At 55.6% G+C, this 22,788-nt stretch carries 21 protein-coding genes; 15 read left to right on the top strand and 6 right to left on the bottom strand.

Annotated elements, in window-relative coordinates; all coding sequences use genetic code 11:
* Positions 1-37 precede the first annotated feature (37 nt).
* The 3 genes from Q371_RS08145 to Q371_RS08155 all read right to left on the bottom strand — a co-directional run bounded on the left by Q371_RS08145 (position 38) and on the right by Q371_RS08155 (position 4,035).
* Positions 38-1,363 carry a hemolysin family protein gene (locus tag Q371_RS08145; RefSeq protein WP_051963707.1) on the bottom strand — a complete coding sequence of 442 codons (1,326 nt, stop codon included), beginning with the start codon at positions 1,361-1,363 and terminating at the stop codon, positions 38-40.
* 301 nt (positions 1,364-1,664) lie between these two features.
* Positions 1,665-3,314: a putative ABC transporter permease subunit gene (locus Q371_RS08150; protein WP_051963711.1), complete on the bottom strand. Its 1,650-nt coding sequence runs from the start codon at positions 3,312-3,314 to the stop codon at positions 1,665-1,667.
* A complete protein-coding gene (locus Q371_RS08155) occupies positions 3,298-4,035 on the bottom strand; it encodes an ABC transporter ATP-binding protein (protein ID WP_034338724.1) in 738 nt (245 codons plus the stop codon). The genes Q371_RS08150 and Q371_RS08155 overlap by 17 nt, the downstream gene beginning before the upstream one ends.
* 326 nt (positions 4,036-4,361) lie before the next feature.
* On the opposite strand from Q371_RS08155, the gene Q371_RS08160 reads away from it, so the two are divergent.
* The 7 genes from Q371_RS08160 (at position 4,362) to Q371_RS08190 (ending at position 10,462) form a co-directional block, all read left to right on the top strand.
* Positions 4,362-6,323: an amylo-alpha-1,6-glucosidase gene (locus Q371_RS08160; protein ID WP_034338727.1), complete on the top strand. Its 1,962-nt coding sequence runs from the start codon at positions 4,362-4,364 to the stop codon at positions 6,321-6,323.
* 222 nt (positions 6,324-6,545) lie between these two features.
* Positions 6,546-7,046, top strand: coding sequence for a TlpA family protein disulfide reductase (locus Q371_RS08165; protein ID WP_084571325.1), 501 nt, complete (start codon positions 6,546-6,548; stop codon positions 7,044-7,046).
* Positions 7,043-7,588, top strand: coding sequence for a DUF402 domain-containing protein (locus Q371_RS08170; RefSeq protein ID WP_034338730.1), 546 nt, complete (start codon positions 7,043-7,045; stop codon positions 7,586-7,588). The genes Q371_RS08165 and Q371_RS08170 overlap by 4 nt, the downstream gene beginning before the upstream one ends.
* Before the next feature lie 265 nt (positions 7,589-7,853).
* Positions 7,854-8,354, top strand: a complete 501-nt coding sequence (locus Q371_RS08175) for a CarD family transcriptional regulator (protein WP_084571326.1) — start codon at positions 7,854-7,856, stop codon at positions 8,352-8,354.
* Positions 8,355-9,167 carry a 16S rRNA (adenine(1518)-N(6)/adenine(1519)-N(6))-dimethyltransferase RsmA gene (rsmA, locus tag Q371_RS08180; protein WP_034338733.1) on the top strand — a complete coding sequence of 271 codons (813 nt, stop codon included), beginning with the start codon at positions 8,355-8,357 and terminating at the stop codon, positions 9,165-9,167. It abuts the gene before it with no gap.
* A gap of 50 nt (positions 9,168-9,217) precedes the next feature.
* Complete coding sequence (locus tag Q371_RS08185; protein ID WP_034338736.1) at positions 9,218-10,141, top strand: carbohydrate kinase family protein; 924 nt, start codon at positions 9,218-9,220, stop codon at positions 10,139-10,141.
* Positions 10,142-10,207: 66 nt separating this feature from the next.
* Positions 10,208-10,462, top strand: coding sequence for a hypothetical protein (locus Q371_RS08190; RefSeq protein WP_051963720.1), 255 nt, complete (start codon positions 10,208-10,210; stop codon positions 10,460-10,462).
* Between the two features lie 49 nt (positions 10,463-10,511).
* Here Q371_RS08190 and Q371_RS08195 read toward each other — a convergent pair whose 3' ends face one another.
* On the bottom strand, positions 10,512-11,000 hold the full coding sequence (locus Q371_RS08195; RefSeq protein WP_034338739.1) for a macro domain-containing protein: 489 nt from the start codon (positions 10,998-11,000) through the stop codon (positions 10,512-10,514).
* Complete coding sequence (locus Q371_RS08200; RefSeq protein WP_034338952.1) at positions 10,997-11,788, bottom strand: GNAT family N-acetyltransferase; 792 nt, start codon at positions 11,786-11,788, stop codon at positions 10,997-10,999. Before Q371_RS08200 ends, Q371_RS08195 begins: the two co-directional genes overlap by 4 nt.
* An 84-nt stretch (positions 11,789-11,872) precedes the next feature.
* Between Q371_RS08200 and Q371_RS08205 the strand changes: the two genes are divergently transcribed.
* The 5 genes from Q371_RS08205 (at position 11,873) to Q371_RS08225 (ending at position 16,996) form a co-directional block, all read left to right on the top strand.
* Entirely contained in the window at positions 11,873-12,604 is a 732-nt protein-coding gene (locus tag Q371_RS08205; protein ID WP_051963726.1) for a DsbA family oxidoreductase, read from the top strand.
* A 163-nt stretch (positions 12,605-12,767) separates the two neighbouring features.
* Positions 12,768-13,787 (top strand): LacI family DNA-binding transcriptional regulator, encoded by a 1,020-nt coding sequence (locus tag Q371_RS08210; protein WP_169743808.1) that lies wholly within the window; start codon positions 12,768-12,770, stop codon positions 13,785-13,787.
* A 91-nt stretch (positions 13,788-13,878) separates the two neighbouring features.
* Positions 13,879-15,207 carry an alpha-glucosidase/alpha-galactosidase gene (gene melA / locus Q371_RS08215; protein WP_034338745.1) on the top strand — a complete coding sequence of 443 codons (1,329 nt, stop codon included), beginning with the start codon at positions 13,879-13,881 and terminating at the stop codon, positions 15,205-15,207.
* A gap of 127 nt (positions 15,208-15,334) precedes the next feature.
* On the top strand, positions 15,335-16,219 hold the full coding sequence (locus Q371_RS08220; RefSeq protein ID WP_034338748.1) for an SDR family oxidoreductase: 885 nt from the start codon (positions 15,335-15,337) through the stop codon (positions 16,217-16,219).
* Between the two features lie 18 nt (positions 16,220-16,237).
* The gene (locus Q371_RS08225; protein ID WP_051963729.1) at positions 16,238-16,996 is read left to right on the top strand and encodes a DsbA family oxidoreductase; all 759 of its coding nucleotides are present in this window, start codon (positions 16,238-16,240) and stop codon (positions 16,994-16,996) included.
* A gap of 130 nt (positions 16,997-17,126) precedes the next feature.
* On the opposite strand, the gene proS is transcribed toward Q371_RS08225, so the two are convergent.
* Complete coding sequence (gene proS, locus Q371_RS08230; protein ID WP_034338751.1) at positions 17,127-18,596, bottom strand: proline--tRNA ligase; 1,470 nt, start codon at positions 18,594-18,596, stop codon at positions 17,127-17,129.
* A 657-nt stretch (positions 18,597-19,253) separates the two neighbouring features.
* Here proS and Q371_RS08235 point away from each other — a divergent pair.
* The 3 genes from Q371_RS08235 (at position 19,254) to Q371_RS08245 (ending at position 22,731) form a co-directional block, all read left to right on the top strand.
* Positions 19,254-21,056: a proline--tRNA ligase gene (locus tag Q371_RS08235; RefSeq protein ID WP_034338961.1), complete on the top strand. Its 1,803-nt coding sequence runs from the start codon at positions 19,254-19,256 to the stop codon at positions 21,054-21,056.
* Positions 21,057-21,368: 312 nt separating this feature from the next.
* Positions 21,369-21,551, top strand: a complete 183-nt coding sequence (locus Q371_RS08240; RefSeq protein WP_034338754.1) for a hypothetical protein — start codon at positions 21,369-21,371, stop codon at positions 21,549-21,551.
* A gap of 82 nt (positions 21,552-21,633) precedes the next feature.
* Positions 21,634-22,731 (top strand): ATP phosphoribosyltransferase regulatory subunit, encoded by a 1,098-nt coding sequence (locus Q371_RS08245; protein ID WP_211253819.1) that lies wholly within the window; start codon positions 21,634-21,636, stop codon positions 22,729-22,731.
* Positions 22,732-22,788: the final 57 nt, after the last annotated feature.

The following is a 22,788-nucleotide window of genomic DNA, read 5'->3' on the forward strand; positions in this document are numbered from 1 at the left end:
GACACGCACGAAATAGTATACCAAGGCAGCGGCAATGTCAAGCGTCTTCTTCGGGGGTCTCCTGGTGGGGGTAAATGCTCACCTGTTTGATGGCCCGTTCATTGGCATCCATCACCTCAAAAATCCAGTTGTTGGCCCGCACGGTTTCTCCGGGTTTGGGGATGTGCCCGAGTCGGGAGAACAGAAATCCAGCCACCGTTTCGTACTCAGATTCGTCTGAATTGTCGATTTCTTCTTCCAAAAGGCTTTCGATTTCACTCATGTGCACGTCACCATCCACCAGATAGGTGTTGTTGTCGAGCACCTGAATGTTGTCTTCCTCTTCGTCGGTTTCGTCGTAGATGTCTCCCACCAGCTCTTCAATGGCATCTTCAAGGGTCACCAGACCGGCGGTGCCTCCGAACTCATCTACCACGATGGCCATGTGGGTCTTCTGGGTTTTCAGGCTGTTGAACAGGTCCCGCACCTTCATGCTCTCTGGAACAAAGTACACAGGACGCATCAGGTCCGAGAGGGTCATGGTGTCCAGAGCATCCAGATGCAGCAGGGTGTCTGCGGTGTGCACAATTCCAATGATGTTGTCGAGGGTGCCACTGTACACCGGAACCCTTGAATATCCATGTTCGCGGCGGTACTCGATCAGGTCACGCAGAGGAGCGTCCTCGGGCATGGCGATGATTTCGGTGCGGTGGGTCATGATGGTCTTGACGGTGATCGCATCAAACTCAAAAACATTCTCCAGAAACTCACGTTCCTGCTCTTCAAACATCCCGGCTTCGCTGGAAGAGTCCAGAATCATGCGGATTTCCTCTTCCGAGTAAATGCTGTGGTGCCCTCCTGCAGGTTTCAGGCCCAGCAGTTTGACCACGCCGTTCCCGAGCACGTTCATGCCATAAATGATGGGTTTGAAGACCATCGTGAAAATCAGCAAAGGTCTGGCAATGGTCAGGGCGGTTTGCTCAGAAAGCTGCAAGGCAATGGTTTTGGGGGCCAACTCGCCGAACACAATGTGCAGGGTGGTGGACACCGCAAAAGCCACCCCAAAAGAAATGGCAGTGGTGGTTGCCTCGCTGATGTTGAGTTGCTTCAACCAGGGGTGCAGCAGGTGCTCAATGGCAGGTTCGGCCACAAAACCAATTGCCAGAGAAGCCATGGTGATGCCCAATTGGGTGGCGGCAATGTAAAGGTCGAGTTGCTGCAGGGCCTTTTTGACATCCTTGGCAGCCCGTACCCCCTCATCCACCAGTTGTTCGATGCGGGTCCGACGCACACTGACCAGCGCGAATTCGGACGCCACAAAGTACCCGTTGAGGATCACCAGCACGAAGAGAGACAAAAGGCCCAAAAGATCAGATGTGTTCACACAAGCTCCTGTGGTGGAATACAGCGTTAAAGCGTCCCTGCCCTTCTGGGACAGGAACGCCGAATAAGCGTCAGAGGTTTGAAATGTTCTTTGTGAGAACTGGGAGGTTCCTCCACCATTGACAGGCATTTTAGCAAAAAAGTTTCAAAAAGGTAGTCGGTTTTGTTGCTGTACCTCACAGGCATGAGAACCAGCACTGCAAAGCTGGACCGGAGAACAGCAGTTTAAAGATGGAAAGCAACAACACCCTGTGTGTGGAAAACAGAAAAAGACACCGTTGCAAAAGGCCCACTTGGGTGTTTCAATCGTGCAAACGGTTGAGTGCCCGGATGCCCCATGCCAGAGCGCCCACCGTCAAAACCACCGTCACCACACCCATTCCAATCAACAGCAGCATCCCTTCACCAGAAGACCAGTACTGTTGCTGGTTCTGCAACAGGAGCATCGAAGCAGGACGGGCCATCACCACGGCCACCAGAGCCACATAAATCAGGCTGAGCACCATGTACAGGATGCCACCCGGAGACATGGGGATTTCGCTTGGGTTGTCGGCTTTGAACCTCGGGAAACCGGCACCCAGACCCACACCCAGAGCGGTGATCACCAGTGTGCTGGACACCGCCACCACCCACAAGGCCACCGACATCACCGGACCCAGTTTCAGGATCAGGTTGGTTTGCCATGCCAGCACCAGAGACACCGCCATCATGGGCACCAGGGCCCCGATGAATTTGCCCACCACCATGCGGGTGTAGGTGATGGGGTTGGTTTGAAGCAACCAGAAGCCGTAACCTTCCATGGAAATCACTGGAAAGGCCATGCGAATGCCAATGCCAGCCACCAGAAACCCCTGAAAGACCAGTTGCAGAAACCCGATCACATTCCGAAAACGGTCTGATCCCAGAGCACCATCCAGCGGAAAGGAGCTCAGGGAAAACAGGTACACCCCCACCAGAGCCACCAGCACCAGCAACTGGCTCCACTGGGTGGCATCCCGCATCAGGAGGCGCAAATCTTTGTACAGGATGTGCCCAATCGAGCCAAAAGCACCATAGAGTTTTTCTCCCCAACTGGCCCCAAGGACTTTGGGATTGAGGTTGCGGGTGGTGCCTTCCAGTCCCCGGATCCACCCTTCGCGGTAAGCCACCACTGCCATGAATCCAGCAAGCCAAAGGGCAACCACACTCAGGATGCTGACCCCCAGAGCAGCCGTGTTGAAGTCCCCCTGAGAAGCGTCCCAGATGGCTCTGGCTGCCAGAGCAGGGGGCAGCAAGGTGTCTTCATTGCCCACATACTGGGCCAGCAAACGGTCAAACTGGGCCGGATCGGTGACGTTGAGCAGGGCCTCGGGTTTCAGGGCACGCACCATGTAAATCAGGCCCGCAGACAGCAAAACCCCAAAACCAGTGGCCACTTCTTTGACCCGCCCAGCAGGGGCCAGACGCATCAGGACCACTGCAATCAGGCAGCCAAGCGCCACAGGAAGCATGTACACGATCAGGATCAACCACGTGGACAGCAGGTAATACCAGAGTGGAGCCTGAAAATAAGCCCCAATGCTCAGGATGGCAGGCAGGGTCAGCAAAGCGGGAACCCCTGCTGCACTCAGGAACGTTTCCAGCAATTTCAGGCCAAAGACCCTCAGGGTGGAAATCGGCTGGGTCAGCAGAAAATTCAAATCGTCCGACAGATACACTGTGCTGATGGCCGTGGTGATGCTGGTGAAAGTCACACCTGCAGCAAGCACCACCACTCCGGCCTCCAGAAAGCGTTTGGCAATCGAGAAACCGATCCCCTCTCCATACTTGTCCAGAAAGTCCAGAGCCCTGTGTACCCCGATCCACTCTCCATAAACCAGAAGGACACAGATCAAGACCACCACCCCATAACCGAAGCGGTTTCCTGTCCGAATGGCGTTCCAGAGCCCCTGCAGTTTAAGTTGCAGCAGCATGCCCGGCCTCTTCCTCTTCCAGCAGTTTGAAGAAGACATCCTCCAGATCTCCACCATGCGTGCGTTCTTTCAGTTGTTCAATGTTGCCCAGAGCCCGCAATTGTCCTTTGTGCAACACCGCAATTTTTTCACTGATGGTTTCGGCCAGAGGCATGCTGTGGGTGGTCAGCAACACCGTGTGGCCTTTCTGTGCATGTCCCTGCATCAGTTCACGCACCTGCTTGGCAGCTTTGGGGTCCAGACCCACCATCGGTTCATCCACCACCAGCACAGGAGGTTCTGGCAACATGGCAGCAATCACGGTCAGTTTCTGCTTCATGCCGTGCGAGAAAGTCTCGATCAGGGCATTCCCGAAATCTTCCAGCCCAAAGAACTGCAACCACTCCTCGATGCGTGGCTCTGCATTCTTGAGGTTGTGCACCCCTGCAATGAAGCGCAACAGCTCTCTGGCAGAGAGTTTTCCGTACAGGTAAGGACGGTCTGGGATGTACCCGATCAGCTTCTTGGCTTTCAGGGGTTCCTTCCACACATCAATGCCCTGCACTTTGACCTGCCCGGCACTCGGGCGGGTGAGGCCCACAATGGCCCGAATGGTGGTGGTTTTTCCGGCTCCGTTGGGCCCGAGCAAAGCAGTCACCACGCCGGGTTCCATGGTGAGGGAGAGGGGCTTTACAGCTTGATACGCACCGTAGCTTTTGGAGTACTGTATCAACTCAATCATTGGCTCTCAGTGTATCGGTTTGGGGATGTCATAAATATTGCCTGGGTTGCCGAGGGCCAAGGGCCGAGGGCAAAAAAAGCTTTGGCTGAAGCTGTGAAGGGCGTAGCACGCTTCTTGTGCAGAACAGTTCACCACATGTTGGTGAACTTGCCCGCTACGCCCCTACAGATTCCCTTGACCATTTCTGCCACGCATAGCACGATGCTCTCGGCTCTCGGCTCTCGGCTCTCGGCTCTCGGCTCTCGGCTCTCGGCTCTCGGCTCTCGGCTCTCGGCATCTGAGCAGCTTGAGCCCCCACCAAAAGACTCTCGGCGTATACTCTCCCTATGCCTTCAAGCATCCAAATCACCCACGAAGCGGCCCGCAGCCTGACGCAGGAATACCTGCTCACCGATGGTCTGGGCGGATTTCACATGATGACCCCGGCTCTGGTGCCCACCCGCAAATACCATGGTCTGGCCCACAGCCATAATCCTCCTGTCGAAAGGGATTTGCCTTGGATCATGCCTCTGGAAACCCTGAGGGTGGCAGATCAAGAGGCGTCTTTGTACACCTTCGAGATGACCCCCGGTTATTTTGTGGGTAGAGGATGGGATTTCCTGATCGATTGCCAGATGGAAGCGCTTCAACCTGTGCACACTTTTCAGGTGTTTGGTGTCACCGTCCAGCGAACCACCGTGATGCCCCAGAGCACCGGAACCCTCTGCTACCTCTATGAAATCATCACCCCCCACGACGCAGAGATGACCTTTGAGGGCCTGTTTTCAGATCGGGACATGCACGGCACCCGCTCCAAACTGCCTGAGTTGCAATTTGAAGCCTCAGAAGGCACCCTCCAGACCCGTTATGGCAGTGGGCGTGGCGTTCGGGTGCAGTTTCACGCCGATGCATTTGAAACTTTGCCTCTGGCGGTGTCTCCCCAGCAGCTTTTTTACCGCATTGAACAGGAAAGGGGAGAGCCCTGTGAGGATGTCGTGGCCCGCACCCCCATGTACCGCCTTGCTTTGCCCGCTGGGAAACATCGGTTTGCTCTGGTGGTCTCTGCTTCCAACTGGAATGGAAACCCATGGGAGGCTGCCCAGCAAGAAACTGAACGCAGGCAGGGTCTTGTGCAACAAGCCTTTGAAGCCAGTGGCGTGCAAGATGACATTGTGGCCACTTTGGCCCTTGCTGCCGATGCTTTTCTGGTTCACCGCCAGACCGTGGATTCCATGAGTGTCATTGCCGGTTACCCATGGTTTGCAGACTGGGGGCGCGATTCCATGATTGCCCTCTCTGGCCTGACCTTTCCCACCGGGCGTTATGAAGACGCCAGAGGCATCCTGACCACCTTCCTGAAATACCAGAGGAGGGGTCTGGTGCCCAACAATTTCTGGGACGATGGCAAGGGAGCAGGGTACAACACCGTGGATGGAGCGCTCTGGTTGTTTGTGGCTCTGGAACGATACCTTGAAGCCACCAGGGATCTGGACTTTGCCAAAGCCCATTTTGGGACCCTGAGGGAGATGGTGCAGCACCACATTCAGGGCACCGATTTCAGCATCCAGCTTGACCCTGAAGATGGCCTTCTGAACGCTGGCGAAAAAGGGGTGCAACTCAGTTGGATGGACGTGAAAATCCGCGACTGGGTGGTGACCCCCAGACACGGCAAGGCCATCGAGATTTGCGCCCTGTGGCTCAATGCCCTGACCATCTTCCTGCGCCTGAGCGAACAACTTGGGCAGCAAGACGATTTCACAGAGCAGTGTCAGGGCTTGCTGGAAAAAGGACGGACTTCTTTCGCCCAGTTCTGGAACCCTGAGAAAAACTACTTCTTCGATTACATCACCCGTGAAGGTCAGAAAGACGATGCCATCCGGCCCAACGCCCTGATCGCTCTGGCCCTACCGCACACCCCCTCCACCCCTGAACAGCGCAAAGCTGCCTTGAAAACCGCTGCGGCCCTGCTGGTGACCCCTGTGGGAACGTATTCTCTGGCCCCCACCGAGCAGGAATTCAAGCCAAACTTCACAGGTGCCCAGATGGTCCGCGATGCGGCCTACCATCAGGGCACAGTCTGGGCTTGGCCTCTGGGCAGCTATCTGGAACTGCTCTGGAAGGAAACCGGAGATCGTGACCTGCTCAATGCCTCCATGCGTGGCCTGAAAAACCACCTCTTGGAAGGCGGTCTGGGCTCCGTGGCCGAGGTTCTGGAGGCCAAGAGCCTGACCACCAAAGGCTGCCCCTTTCAGGCATGGAGCGTCAGTGAATTCCTGAGGATCTACACGCTGGTGAACAGGCAAAACTGAGTTTGGTTTTTGTGAGGAAGGGTCAGCGGTGCTGGCCCTTTCCGCTTTGAACTGTCTGCTTTGAACGTTCTCAGAGGTTTTTCCTTTCCCTCCACCTGCCCCACGTTCTACTGCGTTGATCAGTGAAACAAAAGGATTCTTTTAAATCCTTCTGTTTCAAACAACACGGCCTCAAGCATGAACCTCTTATTTCTGTTTCAAATGCTCTAAAATGTCCCAGAGATGAAAAAGTATTTTCCTATGATGTGGGTTTTGTTGGTGCTGGGTTTGCTGGGGTATGGTCTGTTCAGTCCAGATTCGGAAGGGTCTTATGCTTCTCTGGGCAAACCGGCCAGGGCTTTTGAACTGAAAGACACGCACAACCAGAAATTTGTTTTTGATGGAACCCCCGAGCGCCTGACGGTGGTGAATTTCTGGGCGGCGTGGTGTGGTCCTTGCCATCAGGAGGCCCCGGACCTCAAAAAAGTCTCGGACCAGTATCAGGGACGGGTGGATTTTGTGGGTGTGGGCCTCGATGATCCAGAGCCCGTTCAGGAATTCGTGGCCGATTATGGCCTCAAATATCCGAACCTGCCGGATGTCCACTCCAAAGTGGGGATTGACTATGGCATTGGCTCGATTCCGGTCACCCTGATCATTCGTCCGGATGGGAAGGTGTCTTACCACAAGCTGGGTGCCGTGACTGCAGCAGAGCTTTCCAGAGCCCTTGATGGAATGCTGTGAAACACAAGCGGTTTGACCACAAGAACTGGCCCAGAGCCCTTTCTGATCAGCAGACGGTGCATGTTCTGCCAGAAGGCATTCTGGTGGACTACCTTGCCCATGAAGTGGTGCGGCCTCTGGTGGTTCTGTCGTGTGGTCGGCAGGTGACGGTTCTGGCTTCCCATTACCGCTGGGTGCATTTTGCGCCATTCAAAGCCCACCATGCCCTGACCGTGCAACTGGATGCACAGGACCGTCCAGTGCAGTATTACATCGACATCAACCTGTCCAATGAAATTGCAGAAGATGGCATCCCTGTTGGTCTGGACCTTTACCTCGATGTGGTGGCTCTGGTGGAAGATGGGAAGGTCGTTCAAGCAGAGGTCATCGATCAGGAAGAACTTGAAGAGGCAGTCCATTTAGGCAAAGTGACCCCAGAGCAAGCTTGGTTTGCTCAGCAAGAGGCCCTGAAGATGCTGGATACCGTCCAGAGAGAAGATTTTGCTTCTTTGGTGGTGATCAGGCGTCACCTGATCACCAGCTTGACCAGAGGTTCAACTTAACATCTCTGTTGGGACAGGGGTTTTGCCTGCAATTGTTGTCACCAGAGCATGCACGCTTGCCAAAAAGAGTCAAGGGTGTTGTCTGGATTTCTGCCGTTCTGAAAGGCAAAAACCTTCATTGTCCCCGGTGTAATTTTCAGGTGTTTCTCAGCATGGAGACTGGATCTATGGTACAATCGGTATTTGTGCTATCTGCTGATTTTGGCAGGAATCGACACGCGATTTCTGGTGAAATCCATGGCACAGGTAAAGGAGTCTTTTCAACATGCCTATCAGCTTAAATGTCGGTGATAACGTGGTTTATCCCAGCCATGGTGCGGGAACCATCATGGGGCTCAACGAAATCGAAGTCATGGGTCGAACCCAGAATTACTTTGAAATTGAACTCCTCAAAACTGGCATGCAAGTTCGTGTTCCTGTCGACCATGCAGAACGCCTCGGACTCAGGCGCATCACCCCTGTCGACGAGATTCCGGGACTGCTCGGGCAACTGGTTTTGCCAGACATGGATTTGCCTGCAGCGTGGACGCCCCGTCACCGCCGCGAACAGACCATCATGCAAGAAGGAAACATCTACACCATCGCCCATCTGGTGGGAACCCTGCACCGCCGCGCCCAGCTGCGCAGCCTTGCAGTCACCGAACGTGCGATTTACGAAGAAGCCAAACACATTCTGGTCACAGAAGTGATGGTGGCCCTGCAAATGACTTTCGAAGAGGCCAAGGCCAAACTCGAACAGACTCTGGACAACACGGTGATGGCCTAAGTGGACGCACCCCTGTACTCCCCCAAAGTCGTGCACGATCTGCTGGAACGCCACGGAATGCGTCCGACCAAAGCTTTTGGTCAGAACTTCCTGATCGATGGGAACATCCTGCGCATGATTGTGCAGTCCGGTGAACCCGCAGGCACCGTGTACGAAGTGGGACCGGGTCTGGGGGTGCTGACCCGGGAGCTTGCTGCAAGTGGGCTTCCGGTGGTCACCCTTGAAAAAGACGAGCGCTTGAAGCCCGTCCTTGAAGAAACCCTTGCGGATCTGGAAAACGTGCAGATCGTGTGGGGAGACGCTCTGGAATTCCCCTGGAACGATGTTCCAGAGGGCAGTGTCCTGATTGCCAACCTCCCTTACTACATTTCCACGGCCATCCTGACCCGCATTTTTGAGAGCGGTCGCTTCAAAAGGGCGACTTTTTTGGTGCAAAAAGAAGTGGCGCAGCGCCTGATTGCCCCTCCTGCTTCGGACCAGTACGGCTTTCTCAGTGCCCTGACTGCCCTGCACGGCAAGGCCCGCATCGTGCGGGATGTGCCCAAAGGGGCGTTCTATCCGGCCCCCGAGGTCACCAGCAGCGTGGTCCGTGTGGACCTGACGGGACAAAAGCCCCAGAAAAGCCTGTTACGTTTACTGGAAGCCGGGCTGGCACATCGCAGGAAGACCCTCAGAAACAACCTTCAGGCCGCAGGATACCCTGTAGGGAAGATTGATGAGGTGCTCGCAAACCTTGGGGTCAGTCCCACCATCCGTGCAGAAGCCCTGACCTATGCACAATGGCAGGGTTTGCATGACGGTCTTTCAGCCTGACCCATGCTAAAATTTCCCTGATAAACAAGACACACTTTTTGGAGGAAGCTGTGAAGTTCTACGTCATTGGTGATGTTACGGTGGACCACCTGTACCACCTGAACCACATCCCCGCACCGGGCGAGGAAGTGTCCCCGATCCGCTCCACCATGCAACCCGGTGGTGCAGGCGGCACCATGAGCGTCACCCTGGCGCGACTCGGGCATGAAGTCACACTGGCCGCTTCTGTGGGCGCAGATCCCTTTGCAGAAGTGGCTTTGAAATACGTGCGGGAAAGCGGTGTCAACACCACCGCCATTCAGGTCGTTGAAGACCTCATCACCAGCACCATCACGGTGATGCAAACCCCCGACGGCAAACGGGCCATGATTTCCTCTGGTGATGCCAACCGCCAGCTGGACGCGGCCAAACTGAAAAAGAAAGACATCGAAACCTCAAACGGACTGATCATCAGTGCATACAGCCTGATTGGTGGTCCCCAGAGGGAATACGCCATCAAAGCCATCAGTTACGCCAAAAAAGCCGGTGTTCCTGTCCTGATTGACCTCGGGACTGGAGCGGTCAATGCGGCTGGGGTCAAACTGCTGGACACAGTGCTCAATGCAGATTACCTGCTCCTCAACCGCCACGAACTGCAAACCATCACCGAAACGGACAACATCAGCGATGCCCTCTTGGGCCTCAAAGACCGGGGGGCAGGTTGCGTGATCGTCAAGGTGGGAGCACACGGCTCGATCATCTGGACCCCTCAAGAAACCGATCTGGTGGAATCTGTCCCCCTCGGAGACGAAGTGGTGGACTCCACAGGTGCAGGCGACACCTTCAGCGCGGTGTTTGCCCATGCCATTCTCTCTGGACAGCCCCTAAAACAGGCCGCCAGAATGGCCAACATTGCAGGCGCTCTGGCAGCAACGGCAGTGGGAGCCCAGAGAAAAGCCATCACGGTCAAAGACCTTGAGAGTGTTCTGGCGTAATTTGCAAAAACTTGGTACAATCATTTTTCGTGTGCAAGTGTAACACTTGCAGTTCAGGAGGACAGCATGGAACTCAAAGCCGTGAAACGTGAAGGCAAGGCTGGCGAAGGTCTGATCGCCGCCGTCGCCTACAACAAAGAGAGCAACGTCAAAGTGGCCGTGGACGCCAAAGCCTTCGACCGCCTTTTCCGTCAGGTCAGCACCAAAGAAGCCATCCAACTCGATGTTGATGGCACCGTGTTGAATGTCAAGGTGCAGGAAGTGCAGATCGACAAGCGTCGTCGCAACCCCATCCACGTTGATTTTTACATCGTCGGCTGATTTCAGCAGACTTGAAAAGAACCCGGATGTCCGGGTTCTTTTTTGTGGTTCACGTTGATGCATCCAGAGCATAAACTGTCACATGCAGTCCCATGCTCAACAAAGACCTCTGGATGATGGTTTCGATGTGTGTCCAATCTCCACCTGCCAGTCCTGCTCCGATTCTGGGCATGTGAATGCTGGCCTGATGTTCCTGAGCAAACAACGCAACTTTTTGAAGCCCCTGCTTGATGGCATCATATCGAACTGGAGGGGGCGAATTTCGGTTGGCATGGGTTTTGATCCCATGCTGCCCAATCAGGTTGGCCACCCAGAGGCTTTCTTCCACCTGCACGAAAAGCACTTCGCCCAGTTGAAAAGGGAGGGACAGTTTTCCTGCAGCCCACAGTTTGAATTGTTGTTCAGGGGCTTTCCAGCGTCTGGAAACCGCAAGCACAAATCCTTTGCCCCACTTTCCGGCATCGTTGCAGACATGCACCAGTATTTTGTTGCCATTGCCCTGAGGTTGCGTGGCATCTCCCTGCACATGAAGGATCATTTTTCAGGCATCCTGAGCAGGGCATACTGCTTTTCTACAGGCTCAAAACCCATGCTTTTGTAGATGTCCTTGGCAAAATAATGCTCGTCTGCCACGATCACCAGCGTTCGAGGTCCAAACGTCTGAAAGGTGTGGTCTGAGGCGTATTTCAGCAGTGCGCGGGTCAGGCCAAGGTTGCGGTGCTGCGGGTGGGTCCCAACCTGCTGGTAACGGGCCAGAGCATCATCCACGAACAGGCCCAAGTTGCACACCATCTGACCGTCCAGAAACGCCCCATACCAGTGCCCGAGGTTCTGGCGTTGCATCTCGCGGTACATTTTCAGGTGTGCCCGTTTGAATTGTGCGTAAGCGCCTTCCTCGTGTTCCTCTGGCCTGAGGGTCATTTGCAGTTTGAACAGTTGTTCCCAGTCTTCATCGGTGTCTTGCAAAGGGCGCAATTCCACAGGCACTTTTGAGGTGGCCGTTTTGAGGTGGTCGGCTTTCATCACGATGGAGTCTTCCAGAATGAAGCCTGCGTCCAGAAACTCCTGCACATCGCCCTGAGAAACAGGATCATCCCAGCAGAACAACTGGTGCTTGACCACCTCTTTGCTGCCCACCAGAGCTTCAAAATCTCTGTCCCAAACGGAAAAATCTCCTTTTTGGGGTGCGGAGGGGTAAATCAGGTAATTGCCGAAGTAATGGGTGCGGTTGCTGGGGCTCTGGATGCTGATGCACCCCTGATGTTCCCCGATCACCCCAAAAAACCGGGCAAAAATCAGGTCAGTCTGGTGTCCAAGCGATTTCATGTTTTCACAGTAGGGGAGATGCCAGAGGGAAGCATCCGCTAAATCCATTAGGTGCCTCTGGCCTGAAAACCTTATTGTGAGAGCATGAAAGACTTTCAGACGCTGGTTTGCACAGAGGATGCCTGCGAAATCCAGACGGTGGATCTGGCAACCCCTGTTTTGCCACAGGCCCGGGTTTTGCACATTGAAATGGTTTCAGACTGGGTTTGCCCCTATTGCCCGATTGGAGAGGCCCACCTGCAGCAGGCCCTGCAGGCTTTTCCAGAGCTGGAGGTGACTCTGGAGTACAGCCCCTACATGCTGAACCCGGATTTCCCTGCAGAAGGACACGACCGGGAAGCGTATTTGCTGCAGAAGTACGGAGACCTGACCCCTGTGCGGGAAAGCGAAGAGAAGCTGACCCACATGGCGGCTCAGGCTGGATGGACGTACCGCTATGACCGGATGGACCGCTCACCGAACACTTTAAATGCCCACCGTCTGGCCCTTCATGCCCTCAGGGCAGGCAAACAACCCGAGATTGCGGAATTGCTGTTCAAAGCCCATTTCAAGGAAGGGAAAGACCTGTCTGACCTGCAGGTTCTGCTGGACCTTGCCGAACAGGTGGGTCTGGACCGTTCTGAGGTGGAGGTTTATCTGGACTCCGATCAGGACCGTTCAGAGGTGCGCGAAAAGGCCCTCTCCCAGAAGCCAGTGCGTGGCATCAAAGGTGCCCCGAGTTTCTTTTTTGGTGGGGTCTTGACGGTCACAGGTGCAGCTTCTCCTGAGGTTTTTGAACAGGCCATCCGGCAATGGCAGGAGAGCAGCACCCTTTAAACCCTTTGAACCCGGGTTCAACAAAGCTGTCAAATGTGTGTGCAGAAAAAGGTCCAGGCCAGAGGAGATGTTGTTTTGTGCTCAGGGCAGGTTGACTCCTCTGGCCCATTTTGTTTCAATGGATTTGAACGATCAAATCCAGCAGTGCAGCAGGGAGGTGAACATGTCCAGGGTGACCCTGAGGGCAGTGGCCAAAAAAGCGGGGGTGTCTTACCAGACGGTGTCCAATGTGATCAACAACATGGACATTGTGCGGCCAGAGACCCGTGAGAAAGTGCAGGCGGTCATCCAGCAGATGGGATACGTGCCCAACTACGCCGCCAAAGCGTTGCGTCAGGCAAGGGCCATGACGGTGGCCTGCGTGTTTTATCGGGTGTATGAAGCGCAGGTGCAAGACCCTTACCGCACACTGGTGCAAGCGGCTCTGGCCCACTCGGCCAGAAACCTGAATTGCAGCCTTTTGACCTACCACCTCACCGATGATCCCGAGAGCTGCAAGGACATCGTGCAGCATTTTGCGCAGGGCAGGTTGGATGGGGCCGTGCTGGTGGGTCCGGGCATGCCTGCTGGGGCTTTGAAGCAACTCAAAGGCACCGGACAACCTCTGGTGGTGTTTGATCACGTTCATGCGGTTCCCCACTGGCAGTCCATCACGGCGGCCTACCGTGAAGGGATCCTCGGGGTGCTCCGGCATCTGGCCGAACGGGGCAAAAAACGCATTGCTTTCTTGAGTGGCGTGCAGTCCGAGCAGGGCCTCAACACCACTGGAGAGGAGCGCCTGCAAGGTTATCTGGAAGGGATGCGGCAACTCGGGTTTCCGATCTTGCCGGGCCATCTGGTGCAGGGGAACTGGACGTTTGAGGGGGGCAAAAATGCCTTTCATTACTTCTGGTCCCTTCCAAGCCGTCCAGAGGCCATTGTGGCCGCCAATGACCGCATGGCAGCGGGGGTCCTCAATGCTGCTTTGCATGCAGGGGTGAAGGTCCCTGAAGACCTTTGCATCACTGGTGTGGATGATTTTGAATTTGCCCAGTATCTGGTGCCCGCGTTGACCACCGTGCGGATTCCTTATCAGGAGATGGCAGATCTGGCCATGGATTTGCTGTTGCAACAAAAGGCAGGGCAAGTTGCCTCTGGGGTGGTGCGTTTGCCGGTCACCCTGCAAATCCGCGAATCGTCCTGAGCTTTTTTTCTGCCCTTGATGCTGTGCTGGCTTTCAAGGTTGATCGATCAACTTCTCAAGTTTCGGCTTGAATCCCTCAAAGGAGACCCAGATGACCCACAAACCTGTGATCACATTCATTGGCGCTGGCAGCACGGTGTTTGCCAAAAACCTGCTGACCGACATCCTCAGTTTTCCAGAGCTGGCCCACTCGGAAATCCGCCTGTACGACATCAACGAGGAGCGCCTGAAAACCAGCGATGGGGTGGCCCATCGCCTGGCCCAGACCCTTGGCATCCAACCCCGCATTGTGGCGACACTGGACCGCGATCAGGCTCTGGACGGTGCAGATTACGCCATCAACATGATTCAGGTCGGAGGGTACCAGCCTGCCACCGTCACGGATTTTGAAGTGCCCAAAAAATACGGCCTCAGGCAGACCATCGCAGACACCCTCGGGATTGGGGGCATCATGCGTGCCTTGCGCACCATTCCGGTGTTTCTGGAGATGGCGAGGGACATGGAGCGCCTGTGTCCAGACGTCACCCACCTGAATTACGTCAATCCCATGGTGATGAACTGCTGGGCCCTCAACAAGGCCACCCGCATCAAAACCATCGGACTGTGTCACAGCGTGCAGCACACCGCGCAGGAACTGGCGAGCGACCTAGGGATTCCGGTCGAGGAGATCAATTATGTGGCGGCGGGCATCAACCACATGGCCTTCTACCTGAAGTTTGAACGGAATGGGGAAGACCTGTACCCCAGACTTCAAGAGATTGCCCGGACCGGAAAAATGCCCGAGTGGAACCGGGTGCGCTACGAGATGCTGACCCGCCTCGGGTACTTTGTCACCGAATCAAGCGAGCACTTCTCCGAGTACGTGCCTTATTTCATCAAGAGCAGAAATCCCGAGCTGATCGAACGTTTCAACATCCCTCTGGACGAGTATCCCCGTCGGTGCATCAACCAGATTGCCGGGTGGGAAGACCTCAGGCAACAACTCGAAGATCCCCACCGTCCTCTGGAGGTGCAGCGCAGTGTGGAGTACGGTTCCCTGATCATCCACAGTCTGGAAACCGGAATTCCTAGGGTGGTGTACGGCAATGTGCAAAATGACCACCTGATTGACAACCTGCCTCTGGATTGTTGTGTGGAAGTTCCCGTGCTGGTGGACAGGAATGGCCTGCAACCCACCCGGATTGGCAAGATTCCGCCACAACTTGCCGCCCTGATGCAAACCAACATCAATGTGCAGTCCCTGACGGTGGAAGCGGCCCTGACCGGCAACAGGGAGCACATTTATCACGCGGCCATGCTGGACCCCCACACCAGCACCGAACTCACCCTTGATGAGATCTGGGCTCTGGTGGATGATTTGCTGGAAGCCCACCGGGGCTGGGTGCCCGAGGGCTTTCTGAAATCTCCCGTGCTTGGTTGAGGCCAAACGGGACAAACCGGGAATTGGAGCAAAGGAAATCCTTCACAACCGGGACAAAAGTGCCTCTGCGCAGGAGTAGGCTGACATCAAGTCAGCCTATTTCCTGATCACGCGAAGGAGTTGCCCCATGAAACAGATTCTGGTCACCGGAGCCACTGGCAACGTCGGTGAATACGTCACCCGTCATTTGAAAGCCCGCAGTTACCCCTTTAAAGCTGCGGTCACCGATGTGGATCGGGCCATTGCGAAAATGGGCCCCACATATCCTTTTGTGGCTTTTGATTTTGAGAACCCGGCCACCTACGCAGAAGCTTTGCGCGATGTGGACCGCCTGTTTCTGGTGCGCCCACCCCACCTCGGGAACCCCAAAAAGGAGATGTTCCCATTTCTGGAGGCAGCGTTCGAAGCCGGAGTCAAGCATGTGGTGTTCCTGTCCTTGATTGGAGCCCAGAGCAACAACCTCTCTCCGCACCGCAAAATTGAGAAGTTTTTGGAAAAGAAAGGGGTGCCTTACACCTTCCTGCGGGCTTCGTTCTTCATGCAGAACCTCACCACCACCCACAAGAGCGAAATTGAAGAGGGAGAACTGTTCATTCCAGCAGGAAACGGTTTGACCAGTTTCATTGATGCCAGAGACATCGCAGAGGTGGCCACGGTCACCCTGATCAACCCCGGTCATGAATTCAAAGCCTACGACCTGACCGGTCCAGAGGCGCTTGCTTACCAGCAGGTGGCCGATGTGCTCACCCGCACCCTCGGGCGCAAAATCCAGCACATCGATCCCAGCATTCCCGAGTGGATCAAACACTGGCGTGCCAGAGGGGCCTCATGGGATTACATCATGGTCCTGACCGCGATTTACACCACCGCCAGACTCGGGTTTGCTGGAAGGGTCAGCGAAGACCTCCAGAAGGTGCTGGGCCGTCCAGCAGTGCCATTTGAGCGCTTTGCTGCCGAGCACCGCAACGTGTGGGCCATCAAGCAACCTGCATCACCATCTGCGGCCCTTTGATGCTATAAAATTTATAGCATGAGTGAACAGGAAACCCTGATCTGCGAAGGCGATGTCTGCGAAGTGCGTCCCGCAGAGCCCCAGAAACTGCAACCCATCAACGTCAAGCCCAGTCCGGCCCTGAACATCCAGATTGTCTCAGACTGGGTTTGCCCCTTTTGCCCCATCGGAGAGGCCAACCTGCAAAAAGGTCTGGACCTGCTGCGTGAAAACGGGCTCTGGAACGGTGAAGCCCACATCGAAATGCTTCCTTTCCAGCTGAACCCCGAAGTGCCCATGGAAGGTGTGGACCACATCGAGCACCTCACCAAAAAGTTCGGTTCGAAAGAACGCCTCCAGCAAATGCAGGACATGATCACCGAGAAAGCCAGAGCCGTGGGCTGGGAATACCGCTTTGACCGGGTCACGGTGGCCCCCAACACCATCCACGCCCACAGGCTCTCGGGATTTGCCCAGCAAAAAGGCAAACAGCAAGAAATCACCGAAGGTCTGTTCAAAGCCTACTTCACGGAAGGCAAAAACCTTTCCGACCTGAGTGTGCTCACGGAGATTGCCACACAGGCTGGACTCGACCCAGAGGAAACCTCTGCCTACCTCCACAGCAATCAGGACGTGCAGGAAGTGCGTGCTTTTGACCAGCACATCAAACGTCAGGGGGTTCAAGGCGTCCCTTTCTTCATTGTGAATGGTTACGCAGTGGCCTCTGGTGCGATGCCTCCAGAGCACTTTCAGAACGCGATTCAGGAAGTGCTGAAGCTTCAGGAGCAGGCCCAGTAAAGCAATGCCTGATCAGAAAGACCCCGCATGGATCTGCGGGGTCTTCTTTCTGTTGCAGTGTTGTACAAGCGGTTTTCAGGCCTGAGAGAACATCAAAATCCCGCTGTGAACTGTCTGCTGTGAACTGACCTCAGTACTGACGGCCAAACAAAATGCGCTTGCTGTACCCAGAAGGCTTGCCGCACTTCACGCAGGCTCCGGTGCTCTCCTGCTGGAAGTACTCACCGTCTGAGAGGGGCTCGTTGCGGGTGGTGGCTTTGGTTTCTTCCTTGATGCTGGCTTCGCAGGCTGCGTCTCCGCAGTGGTGGGCCAGCACCCACTTGTTGTTGTCGATCTGGGTTTTGAACTCCTCGAAGGAATCCACAGGCACGGTGTTTTCCAGCAAGAAGGCTTCTGCACGCTGGAACAGGAAATTCTGGATGTCCTGCAAACGGGAAGGCATGCCCGAGATCACCTCTTCACGGGACAGGATTTCCTTGTCGCCGTGGGTGCGGTTCTTGACCACCAGCACACCCTGTTCGAGATCTCTGGGACCGACTTCCAGACGCACTGGCACCCCTTTGAGTTCCCAGTCGTTGTACTTGAAGCCGTTGGAGAGGCCCTCGCGTTTGTCCACTTTCACGCGGACCCCCAGAGCCTTCAGTTCGCTGGCGATCTGGTCGGCAGCCTCAAACATCTGCTCGGTGTTGTCTTTGCGGGTGACGGGCACAATCACCACCTGAATGGGGGCAATGTTGGGGGGCAGTTGCAGGCCCTTGTCATCGCCGTGGGTCATGATCAGTGCGCCAATGATGCGGCTGGAAATGGCCCACGAGGTGGTGTGCACGTAATGCTCTTTCTGGTCGCGGCCCTGAAACTTCACTTCAAAGGCTTTGGCGAAATTCTGCCCGAGGTAGTGGGAAGTTCCGCTTTGCAGGGCTTTGCCGTCGCGCATCATGCCTTCGATGGAGAAGGTGTCTACGGCACCTGCAAAACGCTCAGATGCGGTTTTCTTGCCCCTCACCACCGGAAGGGCCAGAATGTCACGACAGAAGACATGGTAGATGTTCAGCATCTGCTGCACTTCGTTGCGGGCTTCCTGCTCGGTTTCGTGGGCGGTGTGGCCCTCGTGCCAGAAGAACTCAGCGGTGCGCAGGAAAGGCTTGGTGCGCAGCTCTGCACGGAACACGCTGCCCCACTGGTAATGCAGGTAGGGGAGGTCCCGGTAAGAATTCAGCCACTGGGACCACATGTGCCCGATGATGGTCTCACTGGTGGGACGCATCACGTAAGGCTCTTCAAGCACCTCGGTGCCAATTTTGGTCACGGTGAACAGCTCTGGAGCGAAGCCTTCCACGTGATCTGCCTCTTTGGTGATGAATCCCATGGGGATCAGGGTGGGGAAGAGGAGGCTCTCGTGTCCGGTCTCCTTGAATTTGTCATCCAGCCAGCGCACAATGCGCTCCCAGAGGGCATGTCCGTAAGGCTTGACCACCATGCTGCCACGCACAGGGCTGTAATCTGCAAGGTCTGCTTTGGTGATGACTTCGTTGTACCACTCGTTGAAATCCACGCTTTGTGGGGTCACACCAAACTGTTGGGCTTTCTTGTCCTGACTCATCCTGAGTAGTTTAACAAATTGGCTTTGTGGGGTTGCGACTGTGCTAGAAGGGGAGGGCTTCGCCCTGCCGAGCGACCCAGCGCGAAACGGGCCGCCCCGTGAGCGCGTAGTCAGGGTCAAGAGAGGGCCGAGAGCCAAGGGCCGAGGGCTGGAAAACGCAGAAGGCAGAAGGCTATAAGCCAAGGGCCGAGAGTCGAGGGCTAAAAAAGCTTTGGCCATAGCGTTCAGGGCGAGGCACGCCGTCTTGTGCAAAACGAGGGACCGCAATTTGGTCCCTCTGCACGCCTCGCCCCTACAGATCCCCTTGACGATTTTCGCCTTGTAACACACCATGCTCTCGGCTCTCGGCTCTCGGCTCTCGGCTCTCGGCATCCCAAGCCCAAAACCCCGATCTATCACATCTGTGGCAGCATTTGTTGCATCTTGCCTTGACTCACCTCAGGAACTCCTGAATAATGAAGCCATGAAACGGGAAAACTGTATACAATCTGCGCGGTTTTCTCTGGTGCACTTCCCGCCACCCCGTGAGGGGTCCATTTGCATGCCTTTTTGATTCGTTTTTTGTCTGAAAACCCCACAATCCCATGCCCAACCAGAGAACCCCATCAGGGTGCTCCTGACCTTTGGTTTTCTCTGCTTCAGAGAGGTTTTAAATCCATGAAACTCAGCCAATCCTTTTTTTACACCCTCCGTGAAATGCCCAGCGACGCCGAAATCAAAAGCCACCAGCTTTTGCTGAGGGCAGGCTTCATCCGCAAACTGGCCGCCGGACACTACAGTTACCTTCCCCTCATGCACAGGGTGATCCGCAAAATCGAAACCATCGTGCGTGAAGAAATGGACCGCATTCAGGCCCAGGAATGCCTGTTGCCCCAGATGCACCCCGAGGACCTCTGGCAGGCGTCTGGCCGTCTGGAAGCCTACAAAGCCGATGGCATCCTGTTTCATTTGAAAGACCGTCAGGACAGAGGACAGGTCCTTGCTCCCACCCACGAAGAAGCCGTGACCGCAGCCGTCAAAGACGTGCTGAAAAGCCACCGCCAGTATCCGGTGCACCTCTACCAGATCCAGACCAAGTTCCGCGATGAGATCCGCCCCCGTTTTGGCCTGCTTCGCTCCAGAGAGTTCATCATGAAAGACAGCTATTCCTTCCACACCTCTGCCCATTCTCTGAAGGAGACTTACCAGCAGGTGGGGCAAGCCTATGAACGCATCTTCCAGAGGCTGGGCCTACAGGTGGTGGGCGTGGAAGCCGACTCTGGGGCCATGGGCGGCAAGAAAAGCAAAGAGTTCATGGTCCTGACTCAGGCAGGTGAAGACGAGGTCCTGTACACCTCCGACGGCCAGTACGCCGCCAATGTGGAAAAGGCCGATTCCCTGTTCAGTCCGCCTGTCAAAAGCCGCTTCACGGAATTTCAAAAGCTGCCCACCCCGAACACCCCCACCATTGCCAGCCTGTGCGCATTCATGGACTGTGACCCGACACAGGTCGTGAAAAACGTGCTGTATCAGGCGGTGTTTGCCAGTGGCGTGCTGGTCCCTGTGCTGGTCAGCATCCGTGGAGATCAGGAGGTGAACCCCACCAAGCTGTCCAATGTGCTTTCCGAAATGTTCAGCGGTCTGGGTGCCCTCAAAAGCCTTGAAGTGCCCTCTGCGGAACAGCTTCAGGAATGGACCACTGGAGAACTGCCCCTCGGGTACATCGCACCGGACCTGCCAGACAGTCTGATTGCCTTCAAAGAGGGGGTGCATGGACAGTTCGCCAGAGTCACCGACTTCACGGTGTCTGAACTGGAAAACTTCGTGACCGGAGCCAACGAACCGGGCCATCACGTTTACGGGGCCAACTGGGGAGGAAATTTTCAACTCGGGTATCTGGCCGATGTGCGCATGGCAAAAGCAGGGGACTGTTCCAAACACGACCCCGAGCAAATCCTGCACAGCGCCAGAGGGGTGGAAGTCGGACACATCTTCCAGCTTGGTGACCGTTATGCAGACCGATTGGGTTTGCGGTATCTGGACCAGCAGGGCAAGGAACAAACACCTTTGATGGGCTGTTACGGCATGGGCATCACCCGACTGGCACAGGCGATTGTGGAACAGTCCCACGATGGGCACGGCATCGTCTGGACGTTTGCGTCTGCCCCTTATCAGGTGATCATCACCATTGCCAACACCGGAGATGCAGCTCAATCTGAAGCAGGCTTGCAACTCTACCATGACCTGACCCGAGCTGGCTTGGAAGTCCTGCTGGATGACCGGGATGAACGTGCTGGAGTGAAATTCAAAGACGCAGACCTGATCGGCATTCCTTACCGTCTGGTGGTGGGAAAAGGCCTTCAGGAAGGTCAGGTGGAACTGGTGACCCGAAAGGGCTTGGTCAAAGAAGTGCTGGCGTTGTCGGATGTGGTGGGCGTTTTACAAAGCCGAGGGCTGAGCGCCGAGAGCCGAGCGACCTAGCGCGAAACGGGCCGTCCCGTGAGCGCGCAGTAGGGTCAAGAGAGGGCAGGTGTAATTGTAGGGGCAAGGCGTGCCTCGCCTGTTGCAGAAGGCAGAAGGCAGAAGGCAGAAGGCAGAAGGGTTTGCGAGTTGCCTAAAACTGAGAACAAAGATTGCACCACAGATGCTGCTGTATCGGCTCAAAACTGCTGTCGAAGAAGGCTTTTCCTGTGAACTGTCTGCTGTAAACTGTGAACTTGCACCAACTTGCTCCATTGACATCAAGGGGTCCAGAGGGTTTGATGGAAGAAACCAACCCCTCTGGAGACCCTTATGCCCGTCAACAACAGCATGTTCAACATCATCCTCGTCGCACTGGCCGTTTTCGGCATTTACTCCGGATACAAAGACGAAGGGTGGTCGGGTGCTCTGGCGGCTCTGGTGCGTTTTGGCATTCCGGTGTTGCTCTTTCTGGTGGTCATGGAAGTGGCCAACCGCAGAAGGAAGCGGAAGTAGATCCTCCTGCCCCTTGTTGCCCTCTAGAAATATCTCCCATCCCTGACCCCGAGCAGGTATCATGTGCTCTTGGAGGTTGACCTTGCCGATCATTCCTGACGGAACGCGTTTTGTGCTCCCCCCCGAGTGGGAGTGGCGTGAGTCTTTGAAACACAACATCCAATCGGTGTTCTCGCAGTGGGGGTATCAGGCTGTGCAGACCCCGGCTCTGGAAATTGACGATGCCAGCCATCCGCTGTCCAACCGGGCGTTCAAACTGGTGGACCGCGATGGCACCGTGCTGGCCCTGCGCAGCGAATACACCACTGCGGTGGGCAAACTGATCCGCACCGACCTGTCGGATCAGCCTTTCCCGATCCGTTTGCAATATGCCGGTTCTTTGTGGCTGCGCTCCATGAGCAGCGAACTGGGCCGCATGCGTGAATTCACCCAGGTGGGCGTCGAACTGGTGGGCGCTTCCTCACCCAGAGCGGACGCAGAGCTGATCATGATGGCTCTGGATGCTTTAGACACCCTTGGCGTGCGTTACGAGCTGGAACTTGGAAACCCCGGTTTCGTGCACAGCGTGCTGGAAGAAACCGGCTTGCCCGAGGAAAAACTGAACGTGCTGCACAACATCATCGACCGCAAAGCCACCCCGGAGTTGCGGGCAGAGTTGGAAAAACAGGGGATCTCGGGTGACCTTGAAGCCCGGATTCTGCGCCTTCCTGATCTTTACGGCGGCATCGAGATTCTGGATGAAGCCATGCAGATTGCAGGCAACGACACCGCCAGAGCAGCCCTGAACCACCTCCGCGAAGTCATCGAGCTGACTGGACGCAAAGACCACCTGCTGGACCTCGGAATGTCGAGGCGTTACAGCTATTACACCGGGGTCACTTTCCGCGCCTACACCCCGGATTTTGGTTTGCCTTTGTTGGGCGGAGGCCGTTACGACTCCGGCATCCCCGGTGCAGGTTTCGCCATTGGTCTGGAACGGGTGATGGCTGCTCTGGGCAATCCCCCCGGACGCACCGAACCTCAGGCCATCGCGGTCACCTTTGAAGGGGCACGTCAGGCCAGATTGGACGGTTACCGCACCGAGTTTTCCCATCTGGACTCTCTGGAAGCCACAGTGCAGTACGCCAGAGAGCGAGGCATTGCTCTGGTGTATGGACCAGATGGTGTGATTGAAGTTTAAATCTTCTCTGCTGGCAGAAGGTTTGGGTGATGGCTTTAAAGAAGCCTTGGCTTTCTG

Origin of the sequence: Deinococcus misasensis DSM 22328, assembly GCF_000745915.1 — a bacterium.
GTDB lineage: Bacteria > Deinococcota > Deinococci > Deinococcales > Deinococcaceae > Deinococcus_C > Deinococcus_C misasensis.